General features: G+C 72.6%; 10 protein-coding genes. 7 read left to right on the plus strand and 3 right to left on the minus strand.

Going from position 1 to position 13109, the window contains the following annotated elements; genetic code table 11:
• The first annotated feature begins 46 nt into the window (after window positions 1–46).
• Genes PS467_RS26975 through nudC form a run of 3 tightly spaced genes read left to right on the plus strand, consistent with a single transcriptional unit; the run spans window position 47 to window position 6076 of the window.
• The gene (locus PS467_RS26975; RefSeq protein ID WP_311037415.1) at window positions 47–3631 is read left to right on the plus strand and encodes an ATP-dependent helicase; all 3585 of its coding nucleotides are present in this window, start codon (window positions 47–49) and stop codon (window positions 3629–3631) included.
• A gap of 54 nt (window positions 3632–3685) precedes the next feature.
• The gene (locus PS467_RS26980; protein WP_311037416.1) at window positions 3686–5086 is read left to right on the plus strand and encodes a M20/M25/M40 family metallo-hydrolase; all 1401 of its coding nucleotides are present in this window, start codon (window positions 3686–3688) and stop codon (window positions 5084–5086) included.
• A gap of 54 nt (window positions 5087–5140) precedes the next feature.
• Window positions 5141–6076, plus strand: coding sequence for an NAD(+) diphosphatase (gene nudC / locus PS467_RS26985; protein WP_268974279.1), 936 nt, complete (start codon window positions 5141–5143; stop codon window positions 6074–6076).
• 35 nt (window positions 6077–6111) lie between these two features.
• Here nudC and PS467_RS26990 read toward each other — a convergent pair whose 3' ends face one another.
• The gene (locus tag PS467_RS26990; RefSeq protein WP_311037417.1) at window positions 6112–6354 is read right to left on the minus strand and encodes a mycoredoxin; all 243 of its coding nucleotides are present in this window, start codon (window positions 6352–6354) and stop codon (window positions 6112–6114) included.
• Window positions 6355–6525: 171 nt separating this feature from the next.
• Here PS467_RS26990 and PS467_RS26995 point away from each other — a divergent pair, with 171 nt between their 5' ends.
• From PS467_RS26995 to PS467_RS27010, 4 genes are all read left to right on the plus strand, one after another.
• Window positions 6526–8820 (plus strand): ATP-dependent DNA helicase UvrD2, encoded by a 2295-nt coding sequence (locus PS467_RS26995; protein WP_311037418.1) that lies wholly within the window; start codon window positions 6526–6528, stop codon window positions 8818–8820.
• A 141-nt stretch (window positions 8821–8961) separates the two neighbouring features.
• Window positions 8962–9228: a hypothetical protein gene (locus PS467_RS27000; protein ID WP_268974291.1), complete on the plus strand. Its 267-nt coding sequence runs from the start codon at window positions 8962–8964 to the stop codon at window positions 9226–9228.
• Between the two features lie 115 nt (window positions 9229–9343).
• Window positions 9344–9706: a WhiB family transcriptional regulator gene (locus PS467_RS27005; protein ID WP_311037419.1), complete on the plus strand. Its 363-nt coding sequence runs from the start codon at window positions 9344–9346 to the stop codon at window positions 9704–9706.
• Complete coding sequence (locus PS467_RS27010; protein ID WP_268974292.1) at window positions 9703–10014, plus strand: putative WhiB-interacting protein; 312 nt, start codon at window positions 9703–9705, stop codon at window positions 10012–10014. Before PS467_RS27005 ends, PS467_RS27010 begins: the two co-directional genes overlap by 4 nt.
• A 177-nt stretch (window positions 10015–10191) precedes the next feature.
• Here PS467_RS27010 and PS467_RS27015 read toward each other — a convergent pair whose 3' ends face one another.
• Both PS467_RS27015 and PS467_RS27020 read right to left on the minus strand, forming a co-directional pair.
• Window positions 10192–11625, minus strand: coding sequence for an ABC1 kinase family protein (locus tag PS467_RS27015; protein WP_311037420.1), 1434 nt, complete (start codon window positions 11623–11625; stop codon window positions 10192–10194).
• 76 nt (window positions 11626–11701) lie between these two features.
• Window positions 11702–12823 (minus strand): ThiF family adenylyltransferase, encoded by a 1122-nt coding sequence (locus PS467_RS27020; protein WP_311037421.1) that lies wholly within the window; start codon window positions 12821–12823, stop codon window positions 11702–11704.
• Window positions 12824–13109 lie beyond the last annotated feature (286 nt).

Consider the following 13109-nt stretch of genomic DNA (forward strand, 5'->3'; position numbering starts at 1 on the left):
ACGGGGACAGCGGGGCCTGTCGGTGGGCACAGATAGCCTCACTGGAGTGTCAGCCCGCATCACCGATCCGGAGGAGCTCAAGGAACTCCTCGGGATCCCGTTCACCCCGGAGCAGGTGAAGTGCATCACCGCACCGCCCGCCCCGCAGGTGATCGTCGCCGGGGCGGGCTCCGGCAAGACCACGGTGATGGCGGCCCGCGTCGTCTGGCTGGTGGGCACCGGGCAGGTCGCGCCCGACCGGGTGCTCGGCCTCACCTTCACCAACAAGGCCGCCGGAGAGCTGGCGGAGCGGGTCCGTAAGGCCCTCGTCACGGCGGGCATCCTGGACCTCGACCCGGACCCGGGCGCCGCCGAGGAGGCCGCGGGCGAGCCCGCCATCTCCACGTACCACGCCTTCGCCGGTCAGCTGCTCAAGGATCACGGGCTGCGCATCGGCCTGGAGCCGAGCGCCCGGCTGCTGGCCGACGCCACCCGGTTCCAGCTCGCCGCCCGCGTCCTGCGCGCCGCCCCTGGCCCGTATCCGGCGCTCACCCGCCCCTTCTCCGACCTGGTCACCGATCTGCTCGCGCTCGACGCCGAGCTCGCCGAGCACCTCGTCCCCGCCGGGCGGCTGCGCGCGTACGACACCGAGCTGCTGCGGACGCTGGAAGGGACGCGGCTCACCAACGAGGCGCTGCGCAAGGTGCCCGAGGCCGCCCGTGCCCGCCAGGAGCTGCTGGGCCTGGTCGAGGCGTACCGCGAGGAGAAGCGCCGCCGCGATCTGCTCGACTTCGGCGACCAGATCGCCCATGCGGCCACCCTGGCCCTCGACCACCCGGAGGTCGGCCGGATCCTGCGCGAGCAGTACGCGGTCGTCCTGCTCGACGAGTACCAGGACACCTCCGTTGCCCAGCGGCTGCTGCTGTCCGGTCTCTTCGGCGGCGGCACCGGACACCCCGTCACCGCCGTCGGCGACCCCTGCCAGGCCATCTACGGCTGGCGCGGCGCCTCCGTGGCCAACCTGGACGACTTCCCCGAGCACTTCCCGCACGCCGACGACCGCCCCGCGCGGCGCTTCGCGCTCAGTGAGAACCGGCGCAGCGGCGGCCGCCTCCTGGACCTCGCCAACGGGCTGGCCGCCCCGCTGCGCGCGATGCACGAGGGCGTCGAGGCGCTGCGCCCCGCGCCCGGCGCCGAGCGGGACGGATCGGTGCGCTGCGCGCTGCTGCCCACCCACGCCGAGGAGCTGACCTGGCTCGCCGACTCCATCGCCCACCTGGTGCGCACCGGCACCCCGCCCGGTGAGATCGCGGTCCTGTGCCGTACGGCGGGTGATTTCGCGCAGATCCAGGGCGCCCTGGTGGAACGGGACATTCCGGTGGAGGTGGTGGGCCTGTCGGGGCTGCTGCATCTGCCGGAGGTCGCCGATCTGGTGGCCGTCTGCGAGGTCCTCCACGACCCCGGGGCCAACGCCGCGCTGGTGCGTCTGCTCACTGGGCCGCGCTGGCGGATCGGCCCACGCGACCTCGCGCTGCTCGGCCGCCGCGCCCGCGCGCTGGTCTCCCACGGCGGGCCGGACGGGGCGGAGGACGACCCGGACCGACGGCTCGCCGAGGCCGTCGAGGGCACCGACCCCTCCGAGGTGATCTCCCTCGCCGACGCCCTCGACACCTTTCTGGAGGCGGGCGGCGGCCCGGACGACGGGCTGCCCTTCTCGGCCGAGGCACGGGTGCGGTTCGCCCGGCTCGCCGCCGAACTCCGCGAACTGCGCCGCTCGCTGGCCGATCCGCTGATGGACGTGCTCCACCGGGTCCTGGCCACCACGGGCCTCGAGGTCGAGCTGTCCGCCTCACCGCACGCCCTGGCCGCGCGCCGCCGCGAGACGCTCGGCAACTTCCTGGACGTCGCGGCCGCCTTCGCCGGCCGGGAGGGCGGCGCGGCCGTGGAGGGCGAGGCCACCCTTCAGGGCTTCCTCGGCTTTCTGCGCACCGCCGCGCAGTACGAGAAGGGGCTCGACAACGCCCTTCCCGGCGGCGAGAACACCGTCAAGGTGCTCACCGCCCACAAGTCCAAGGGGCTGGAGTGGGACGTGGTGGCGGTGCCGGGGCTGGTCGCCAAACAGTTCCCGAGCGAACAGTCCCGCGAGTCCTGGACGGCGAACGCGAAGGTCCTGCCGCATGCGCTGCGCGGGGACGCGCGGACCCTGCCGGACGTCACCGCCTGGGACAGCAAGGGGATCGCCGCCTTCAAGGACGCCATGAAGGGGCATCAGGGGACCGAGGAGCTGCGGCTGGGCTATGTGACCTTCACCCGGCCGCGCTCGCTGCTGCTCGGCTCCGGCCACTGGTGGGGCCCCACCCAGAAGCGGCCGCGCGGCCCGTCCGCCTTCCTGGACGCGCTGCGCGAGCACTGCGAGGCGGGGTACGGCGAGGTCGAGGCATGGGCCGAGCCGCCGGAGGAAGGCGCCGAGAACCCGGCCCGGCAGGAGGCGGCGGCCGACCGGGCCTGGCCGCTTCCGCTCGACCCGGCCGCCTTCCGCCACCGCCGCCGCGCGGCCGATGTGGTGCTCGCCCATCTGGCGCGCATCGAGACGGCGGGGGGTCCGCACGAGGACCTCCCTACGGACGCGGCCGAGGACCCGTACGAGGACGCGCCGTATGACGAGGTTCCGTACGACGACGCGGCCGACGGCTCGTATGAGAACGCGCCGTACGACGACGCGCCTTACGACGACGAGCCCGACGACGGTCCGTACGACGACGAGCCTTACCGCGGTCCTGACGACGCACCGGACCCCGGTGTGTCCGACATCACGCACGGCTCGGCCGAGGGCGAGCTGGCGCCCGAGGAGGTCCGGCTGGTCGGCTCCTGGGACCGCGATCTCGACGCGCTCGCCGGAGAGCTGCGCCGCGCCCGTGAGACCGTGCACGAGGTGCCCCTGCCGGGGACGCTCACCGCCTCGCAGCTGCTGCGTCTCGCCGCCGACCCGGACGGCTTCGCACGGGAGCTGGCCCGCCCGATGCCCCGGCCGCCGCGCCCCGCCGCGCGGCGCGGCACCCGCTTCCACGCCTGGGTCGAGTCCCGCTTCGAGGCGCTGCCGCTGCCCTTCCTCGGCCCGGACGAGTTGCCGGGCGGCGAGGACGACGAGGCGGAGATCGCCGACGAGCGGGAGCTGGCCGCGCTCAAGGAGGCGTTCGCGCGTACGCCGTACGCCCGTCGCACCCCGTACCGCGTGGAGGTGCCGGTCCAGCTGACCCTGGCGGGTCGTACCGTCCGCGGCCGGATCGACGCGGTGTACCGCGAGCCCGGAGCGGGCCCCGACGGCGGCCCGCGCTACGAGATCGTCGACTGGAAGACCGGCCTCTCCCAGGACGCCGACCCGCTCCAGCTGGCCATCTACCGCCTCGCCTGGGCCGAGCAGCACGGACTGCCCCTGTCGGCGGTCACGGCGGCCTTCGTGTACGTGCGCAGCGGCGAGGTCGTCCGGCCCACCGGGCTGCCCGGCCGGGCCGGGCTCGAGCGCGTCCTGCTCGGGGAGACGGGCGGCGAGGCGGGCGGCGAGCCGGAGGACGGGTACGCGTACGGGAACGGCGGCGCGACCGGGAATGACCGTATCCACGACGGAACCGTGACCGAGAGCGAGCACACATGAGCGCCCCGGAGGCCCCCGCCCTCGCTTCGTCGCGGGCCGGATAGGCTCGCGTGTATGAGCAACACCCCGGACCCGGACAATGCCGTCCGCGCCTATGTGGACGGCCACGGCGCCGCCTTTCTCGACGAACTCTCCGAGTGGCTGCGCATCCCGTCCGTGTCCGCCGACCCCGCACGCGCCGAGGACGTCCGGCGCAGCGCGCAGTGGCTGAGGGACCACCTGGCCGCGACGGGCTTCCCGGTGGCTGAGATATGGGACACACCGGGCGCTCCGGCCGTGTTCGCCGAGTGGCCGTCCGGCGATCCCGACGCCCTTACGGTGCTCGTCTACGGCCACCACGACGTCCAGCCCGCCCACCGCGAGGACGGCTGGCGCACGGACCCCTTCGAGCCCGTCATCGAGGACGGCAGGCTGTACGCCCGCGGCGCCGCCGACGACAAGGGGCAGGTGCTCTTCCACACCCTGGGGATACGCGCGCATCTGGCCGTGACCGGCCGCCGCGCGCCCGCGGTGAACCTCAAGCTGCTGATCGAGGGCGAGGAGGAGTCCGGCTCCCCGCACTTCCCCGAGCTGATCCGCTCATACGCCGGCCGGCTGGCCTGTGACGTCGTGATCGTCTCGGACACCGGGATGTGGTCCGAGGACACCCCGACCGTCTGCACCGGGATGCGGGGGCTGGTCGACTGCCAGATCGATCTCCACGGCCCCGGCCAGGACATCCACTCCGGCTCCTTCGGCGGTGCGGTCCCCAACCCGGCCACCGAGGCCGCCCGGCTGGCCGCCGCTCTGCACGACGCCGACCGTAAGGTGGCGATCCCCGGCTTCTACGACGGCGTCGTGGAGCTGACCGACCGCGAGCGCGAGCTCTTCGCCGAGCTGCCCTTCGACGAGGCGGGCTGGCTGCGGACCGCGCATTCAGGCGCCACACTCGGCGAGGCGGGCTACTCCACCCTGGAGCGGATCTGGGCCCGCCCGACCGCCGAGGTCAACGGCATCGGCGGGGGCTACCAGGGGCCGGGCGGAAAGACCATCGTGCCCTCGGCCGCCCAGCTGAAGCTGTCCTTCCGGCTGGTGGCCGGCCAGGACGTGGAGAAGATCCAGTCGGCCGTGCGGGACTGGGTCGCCGCCCTGCTGCCGGCCGGTATCCGCCATGAGATCACGTTAGGGGGCGCCACCCGCCCCTGTCTGACCCCGCTGGACCACCCCGCGCTCCAGTCGGTGGTCCGCGCCATGGGGCGCGCCTTCGGCCAGAAGATCCGCTTCACCCGCGAGGGCGGATCGGGGCCCGCCGCCGATCTCCAGGACGTCCTCGGCGCTCCGGTGCTCTTCCTGGGCATCTCGGTGCCGTCCGACGGCTGGCACGCGCCCAATGAGAAGGTCGAGCTCGGCCTGCTCATGAAGGGCGCCGAGGCGGCGGCCCACCTCTGGGACGATCTCGCGGAGAATGGACGGTAAAAGCTCGCTTATGTACGTGAATCACCCGTTTCGCAGGGGGAGTTGGAAGCAGCCGTGACCACCTGGACCGACCGCGCCGCCGACCGGCCGATCACGCTCAGCGCTCCGAGCGGCATCGACCGCTCCGCGCACCACCGCTTGGACGAGGCGTGGCTGGCCGCGGCGTGGAGCCACCCGACGACGCGTGTCTTCGTGGTCTCCGGCGGCCAGGCCCTGGTCGACGACACCTCGGACGGTCGCACCGAGCTCGTCATGACCCCGTCCTTCGAGGCCCCGCACACCGAGAACCACCGCTACTTCCTGGGCACCGACCAGGAGGGCGTGCGCTATTTCGCGCTCCAGAAGGACTCCCTGCCGGGGCGGATGGACCAGTCGGCACGCCCGGCCGGGCTGCGCGAGGCGGGGGTGCTGCTGTCCGAGCGCGACGCCGGGCTGCTGGTGCACGCGGTCGCGCTGGAGAACTGGCAGCGGCTGCACCGCTTCTGCTCACGCTGCGGTGAGCGCACGACGATCGCGGCGGCGGGCCATATCCGCCGCTGCCCGGCGTGTGGTGCCGAGCACTACCCGCGGACCGACCCGGCCGTGATCATGCTGGTGACGGACGAGCGGGACCGTGCGCTGCTGGGGCGCCAGGTGCACTGGCCGGAGGGGCGCTTCTCGACGCTGGCGGGCTTCGTGGAGCCGGGCGAGTCGATCGAGCAGGCCGTGGTCCGCGAGGTGGCGGAGGAGGCGGGCGTCGAGGTCGGCGAGGTCGAGTACGTGGCCAGCCAGCCGTGGCCGTTCCCGTCCAGCCTGATGCTCGGCTTCATGGCGCGCGCCACGTCCTCCCACATCCAGGTGGACGGGGAGGAGATCCACGAGGCGCGCTGGTTCTCCCGGGACGAGCTGCGGGCCGCGATCGAGTCCGGGGAGGTCCTGCCTCCGTCCGGTATCTCGATCGCGGCCCGGCTGATCGAGCTCTGGTACGGCGAGCCGCTGCCGCGAGGCTGACGCAGCGGCCGGCCGTGGCCTGACGCGAGCCTGACTCAGAGGCCGACCTTGGCCTTGACCTGCGCCAGCGAGGGGTTGGTCAGGGTCGACCCATCGGCGAAGAGAACGGTCGGCACCGTCTGGTTGCCACCGTTCGCCTTCTCGACGAAGGCCGCGGACTCCGGGTCCTGCTCGATGTTGACCTCGGTGTAGGCGATCCCCTCGCGGTCCATCTGCCCCTTCAGACGGCGGCAGTAGCCGCACCAGGTGGTGCTGTACATCGTCACAGTGCCGGCCATCGGTCTTCGCTCTCCTCGGGGTCGTCGTGGGTGGGCAGAAGGTGAACGCTCACCTTCCGCCGGTCATTCCCGGCGTTGTTCTCCCGCGTTCCGCGGCGTTCATACGACCGGAAGGCCATGGCTGTGGACAACCGGCACGGGCGTCCCCCAGGGACCTGGCAGCATGGCGGGGTGACTGCAGCAACGTCCTCCACTCTGTTCCCGCAGGGCTCCACACCGGGCACCTACGCGGCCACGCCGCGTGACGCCGACGCGGTGCTCGAGGGGCTCGACCCCGAGCAGCGCGAGGTGGCGACGTCCCTGCACGGCGCGGTGTGCGTGCTGGCCGGGGCCGGCACCGGCAAGACCCGCGCCATCACCCACCGGATCGCCTATGGGGTGCGCGCGGGCATACTCCAGCCCGCCAGTGTGCTGGCCGTCACCTTCACCAACCGCGCGGCGGGGGAGATGCGCGGCCGGCTGCGGCAGCTCGGCGCCGGCGGGGTGCAGGCGCGCACCTTCCACTCCGCGGCCCTGCGCCAGCTGCAGTACTTCTGGCCCAAGGCGGTCGGCGGTGAGGTGCCGCGGCTGGTCGAGCGCAAGGTGCAGCTCGTGGCCGAGGCCGCCGCGCGGTGCCGGGTCCGGCTGGACCGCAATGAGCTGCGGGACGTGACCGGCGAGATCGAATGGTCGAAGGTCACCCAGACCGTGCCCGAGGACTATCCGGCCGCGGCCGCCAAATCCGGCCGGGAGGCCCCCCGCGACGCCGCCGAGATCGGCCGGATCTACGCCACCTATGAGCAGCTGAAGCGCGACCGCGGCGTGATCGACTTCGAGGATGTGCTGCTGCTCACGGTCGGTGTGCTCCAGGAGCGGCCGGACATCGCCGATCAGGTGCGCCGCCAGTACCAGCACTTCGTGGTCGACGAGTACCAGGACGTCAGCCCGCTCCAGCAGCGGCTGCTGGATCTGTGGCTCGGTGAGCGGGACAGCCTGTGCGTGGTCGGCGACGCCAGCCAGACCATCTACTCCTTCACCGGCGCCACCCCCGACCATCTGCTGAATTTCCGCATCCGCCATCCCCGGGCCACGGTGGTCAAGCTGATCCGGGACTACCGCTCCACCCCGCAGGTGGTGCACCTGGCCAACGGACTGCTCTCCCAGGCCCGCGGCCGCGCCGCCGAGCACCGGCTGGAGCTGGTCTCCCAGCGGGAGCCGGGCCCCGACCCGGTCTACACCGCCTACGCGGACGAGCCGGCCGAGGCCGAGGGCACCGCCCGCCGGATCCGTGAGCTGATCACCCCGGTGGAGCAGGGGGGCGGTGGCGTCCCGCCGAGCCAGATCGCGGTCCTCTACCGGGTCAACGCCCAGTCGGAGCTGTACGAGCAGGCGCTGGCCGACGCTCAGGTGCCCTATCAGCTGCGCGGCGCCGAGCGGTTCTTCGAGCGGCCCGAGGTGCGCGAGGCGGGGCTGCTGCTGCGCGGCGCGGCCCGTGGCGGAAGCGCCGACCCGGCCCTGGAGGACGCGGACATCCCGTCCCAGGTGCGGGCCGTGCTGGGCACCCGGGGCTGGACGCCCGAGCCCCCGGCGGGGTCCGGCGCGGTGCGCGATCGCTGGGAGTCCCTGGCCGCCCTGGTGCGGCTCGCCGAGGACTTCGCGCGGAGCCGGCCCGGGGCCACGCTGTCCGATCTGGTGGCGGAGCTCGACGAGCGGGCGGCGGCGCAGCACGCCCCCACCGTCGAAGGCGTGACCCTCGCCTCACTCCACGCGGCCAAGGGCCTCGAATGGGACGCCGTCTTCCTGGTCGGTCTCACCGAGGGCATGATGCCGATCACCTACGCCAAGACGGAGCCGCAGATCGAGGAGGAGCGTCGGCTGCTCTATGTGGGGGTCACCCGCGCCCGTCGCCATCTGACGCTGTCCTGGGCGCTCTCGCGGACTCCGGGCGGCCGGGCCTCCCGTCACCCCACCCGCTTTCTCAACGGGCTGCGGCCCGGCTCCCAGGCCCTGGGCGCCCGTACCCCGGGCGGGGGCGGCGGGATCGAGCGCGGGACGGCGGCCCCGGGCGGGGGCAGCGCGGTGCGCAGGCGGCGCGGTCCGGTCCACTGCCGGGTGTGCGGCCGGGTGCTGACCGACGCGGGCGAGATGAAGCTGATGCGCTGCGAGGACTGCCCGTCCGAGCTGGACGAGGCGCTCTATGAGCGGCTGCGCGACTGGCGGGCGGAGCAGGCGGGGCTGCTGGGACAGCCGGCCTACTGCGTGTTCACCGACAAGACGCTGCTGGCGATCGCCGAGGCCGTTCCGGGAACCGCATCGGAGCTCGTCGGCATCTCTGGTGTCGGAAGACGGAAGCTCGACCGGTTCGGAGCCGACGTTCTCGCGCTGTGCGCGGGCCGGGAACTGCCCTCGGCATGCGATGGCGAGGGGAGCGGCGGTGCCGGAGGAAGCCATTCGGGTGAGCCTTGGCAAAACTCGACGGAAAAATAGTTTGCGCGCGTGGAGGCCATACCCATAGCCTTCCGAGCACGGAGACAACGCCCCTTCCGGGAGCCGAGGATTCCGTGTTGTACTGAACACCCCGGACTGGTTTCGATCGGTCCCCGAGACGCCGAGAGGAGGCGAAGACCAATGATCAGCTTCATCAACACCATCAAAATGGCCGATCGATCGGTCGTCGCCACCTGCCTGCTCGGCGCCGCACTTCCTGGCACCGGTATGTCCGGCGCCAATGAGGCGCGTCTCAGCGAGCGACCGATCCAGGCACCTGCGGTAGCGGCAGCGGCACGGGCAATCGCCTATGCCTTTGCGGCCAATGGTGCCGAATCCCGGGCGCAGCAGCAGCACCACAAGACGTGGGCCTTCCGCAGGCTCGAACCCTGGAGTTATCCAGCCTGATACAGGATCAGGTCGGCACCTTCCAGGGCCGCGGAACCCACACCGGGATCCGCGGCCCTTTTGATTTGCCACAGTCCGGCCAACAGCCGGACCGAAGAGACGAGGAACACACACCGTGCAACTCAACGCACCCGCCCCGTCCGCATCGACCGACCTGAACCGCCCGCCTGACCCCTCGGAGGACTCCTTGACCCCGCTCACCGCCCTCACCGATCTCGATGAGGCCATCGACAACCTGGGTGTAGCCGTTCCGTGCCGTTCGTACGACCCGGAGGTCTTCTTCGCCGAGTCCCCGGCCGACGTCGAGTACGCGAAGTCGCTGTGTCAGACCTGCCCGCTGCGTGAGGCATGCCTCGCCGGGGCCAAGGACCGCCGTGAGCCCTGGGGCGTCTGGGGTGGCGAGCTCTTCGTCCAGGGTGTGGTGGTGGCCCGCAAGCGGCCGCGTGGCCGCCCGCGTAAGAACCCGGTCGCGGCATGAGCACCATCGGCACCATCGATCGCCCAGCGACGCACGACCCCATGAAGCAGGTCCCGACGATGACCCCACCGGTCTCCGAAACCCCCGCACCTGATACCTCCGGCGCGCCCGAGTCGCGCCAGAACAGGAACCGAGAGATGCAACTCATCCAAGAAGCCCTGGCGCGTGCGCATATGCACGACCGGCTGCATGAAGCCGAGTCCGAACGAAGGGCCGTTCGGCTCGCGGCCGCCCGCCGGATGCAGCGCCGCGCGGAGCGCGCCTCGCGCCGTGCCCGCCGCGCCCTGGCCATGGCCGTCATGCAGTGACCATGTGCGGCACCGACCAGACGCAGGGCTGATACGCAGACGCGCCGACCAGGTCATACACCGACCCGTCGCGCGACCCCGGGGGCCGGTCCGATCGGACCGGCCCTTCGGCTGTCCCGGAGCGGCCGCGCTCCGGGCGAGCGCCGCCCGGTGGCAGAGGCCCGGCCGGGCGCGAACTCAGGCCTTCTCGGTGCCCTGCCCGGAGTCGGCCTTCTCGGCGCCTTCCCCGACGTGGTCCTCGGCGTTGTCCGCGGCGCGGTCCCCGGACGCCGGGCCCACCGCGAAGCCGGGTACCCATGCCTCCAGTTCATTCCGCATCCGCACCGTGGCGCCCAACTGGCACAGCACCCCGATCGTGCTCAGGGTCACCCGGTGAATCAGCAGATAGGCGGGCGGCAGGTTCAGCTGATTGCCCAGCTCATAGACGGGGGAGCGACGATCGGCCATCCGCGCCGCCTGGCTGCGCAGCCACTGCCGGTCGAAGACGAACACATCGGTCTGGGCCGGTTCGAGCATCGGCAGCAGGAAGTCCAGCAGATCGTCGGGGTCGATCTCGATCGTCGGCTTGACGAACCCCTCCTCGCGCATCAGCTCGTAGACCCCCGCGGCGTCGCCGTCGAGCGCCAGGCGCAGCGCGATGCCGATGGGCTCCGGCAGCCCTTCGGGGAGCCGGTTCACCGAGCCGAAGTCCAGAACCCCCAGCTTCCACCGCTCCGGCGGCCCGTCCGGGTCGTCACCGGTCAGCAGCCGGAAGTTCCCCGGATGCGGATCGGCGTGCAGCAGCCCGGTGCGGGACGCCCCCGAGAACAGAAAGCGGGCCAGCAGCTGCCCGGCGCGATCCCGCTCCTCCTGCGTGCCGTCGGCTATCACCTCGGAGAGCGGTATCCCCTCCAGCCATTCGGTGATCAGTATCTGATCGCTCTGGTGCACCACCTCGGGCACCATGATCTCCGCGTCCTGCGCGTACTCCTCCGCATGGGCCCGCTGGGACGCCGCCTCCAGCTCGTAGTCCAGCTCCTCGGCGACGCGCTCGCGCAACTCCGCGATCAGCGGCTTGATGTCCAGCCCCGGCACCAGCGGACCCAGCACCCGGGCGAACCGGCTCAGTTGGTTGAGGTCGGACAGCAGCGCCTCACCCGCCCCCGGGTACTGCACCTTGACCGCCACCGTGCGCCCGTCGTGCCAGACCGCCCGGTGGACCTGCCCGATCGAGGCGGCCGCCGCCGGCTTGTCCTCGAATTCCTGGAACAGCTCCGCCCAGTCCGGCCCCAGCCGCTCCGCCAGCGCCGCGTGGACCGTGCGCGTGGGCATGGGAGGGGCCGCTTCCTGGAGCTTGGTCAGGGCCGCCCGGTAGTGCTTGGCTATCTCCTCGGGCAGCGCCGACTCGAAGACCGACATGGCCTGGCCGAGCTTCATGGCCCCGCCCTTGAGCTCGCCGAGGACCTTGAACATCTGCTCGGCGGTACGCTGCTGGACCTCGCGTGCGACGATCTCCGCCGGCCGCCCCCCTATCCGCTTCCCGAGCCCCCACGTGGCGCGCCCCGCGAATCCCAAGGGCAGCGTCGCCAGTTTGGCGGTACGGGTGATCGCCTTGCGCGGCAGATCGGTCATGCGCCCCTCCAACTACAGCCGTGCCATTCCGGGGATGCGGCCCCCGGCCCCCCGTCGCCCCATGTGCAGGCGTCGGTCACCCGGACATTGTCGCGTGCGATGCCTCTGCGGCCGAGGCATATACGGCATCCTCCTCCCCGGCCGCCCCGCAGCCGCATCCGGGATGTGCTTCGACCGGACGCGCCTCCCAGACGAGAGAGGGGAGCGCCAACTCCCACCGGACCCCCGCGCCCCCGGAGGGCCGACCGTCCAGGAAGGCCAGCGCCTGCACCGCCGCGAACCCCGCCACCACCATCGCCAGCGCCGCGTCACAGGCCGGGGCGGTCCGCCGGCGGCCGGACCGCCACTGCGCGAGCATCCGCGGCCAGGCGGGCTCCCGCTCGGCACGGCCCGCCGCGGCGCAGCCCGCACAGGGCGAGATACCCGGCACCACCAGCGGTCCCACCACCCCGGTGGCCTCGATGACCCCTGCGTAGAGATGGGGGGTCCCGGAGGCGAGCAGCGGCTCGGCCGGCTCCGGCTCCGGTGCGTACGCCGCGAGGCCGTCACGCGGGGCGATCACCACAAGGGCCAGCCCCGGCTCCCCCGAGGAGGTCCGCTCCCGCGCCGGGCTGCGCGGGAGCGGACCGGGCGCGGCCTGTCCCACCACGCGACGCGCGGCCAGATCCCGCCGCTCCCCGATCTGATCGGCCGACAACCCGCCGGGAGCCACATCCCAGGGCTCGACACGGCCCCCGTCCACCACATCGACCCGGCCGATCCCCTCGGCCGACAGCACGGCCGCGACCGCCGCCCCGACCCGCCCGGCGCCCCGGACCTGCACTCGCGTGGCCCGCCGTGCGGCGAGCAGCCGCGCGGCCGCCCCGGGCTCGGGATGCAGCACCGACAGCGAGCCCGCGTCCGGCCGCAGCCGGTCCAGGGCCGCGGCGGGCTCACCGCCGTCCCTCGGCTCGTCCAGCAGACCGGCCGCCGCCAGCCGGTCCACCAGTGCGTCGGCCCGCCCCTCCGGCAGTCCGATGGCTCGGGCCTCCTGCCGCAGCAGCGGCAGACCGCGTGTGCCGTCCAGCAGCTCCAGGAAGCTGCCCGTGGCCGTGTCCACCGGCCCCATCACCACCGCATGCGCGCGGGCCACCCCGAACTGCACCGTGTCCCGACTGCGCCAGCCCCGCCGCAGCGCTGGCTTGAGCATGGGATGCATCCCCGTTCCCCCCCGTCGATGATGTATGTATGTTCGAGTCGAATCTTGCCTGTTCATGTGATGTCGTCATGAGCTGTGCCGGTTCGCTTCCGTTGAACCGCCCTCAGCATGCGGATTGGTGCCGTTGCTCCGCTGAGCGTTGTCCACAGGTCGTGGAATAAGTCGTACTAGTCCGGTCGTACAACCCCGGTCAGCCCATTCCCGCCCAGTCGTACACGCCGTGCACACCGTGGAGTGGTTCGGTTCGCAACCGACGTGCGGGGCGGGACTTCCCCGGCTGCCAGCG

The sequence above is a fragment of the Streptomyces luomodiensis genome, assembly GCF_031679605.1.
In the GTDB taxonomy this organism is placed as follows: Bacteria; Actinomycetota; Actinomycetes; order Streptomycetales; family Streptomycetaceae; genus Streptomyces; species Streptomyces luomodiensis.

Excerpts from the sequence above, each read along its gene's own strand:
- PS467_RS27000 (WP_268974291.1), top strand. The coding sequence starts at position 8,962 with ATGATCAGCTTCATCAACACCATCAAAATGGCCGATCGATCGGTCGTC.
- PS467_RS27015 (WP_311037420.1), bottom strand. The coding sequence starts at position 11,625 with ATGACCGATCTGCCGCGCAAGGCGATCACCCGTACCGCCAAACTGGCG.
- PS467_RS26980 (WP_311037416.1), top strand. The coding sequence starts at position 3,686 with ATGAGCAACACCCCGGACCCGGACAATGCCGTCCGCGCCTATGTGGAC.
- PS467_RS26990 (WP_311037417.1), bottom strand. The coding sequence starts at position 6,354 with ATGGCCGGCACTGTGACGATGTACAGCACCACCTGGTGCGGCTACTGC.
- PS467_RS27020 (WP_311037421.1), bottom strand. The coding sequence starts at position 12,823 with ATGCATCCCATGCTCAAGCCAGCGCTGCGGCGGGGCTGGCGCAGTCGG.
- PS467_RS27010 (WP_268974292.1), top strand. The coding sequence starts at position 9,703 with ATGAGCACCATCGGCACCATCGATCGCCCAGCGACGCACGACCCCATG.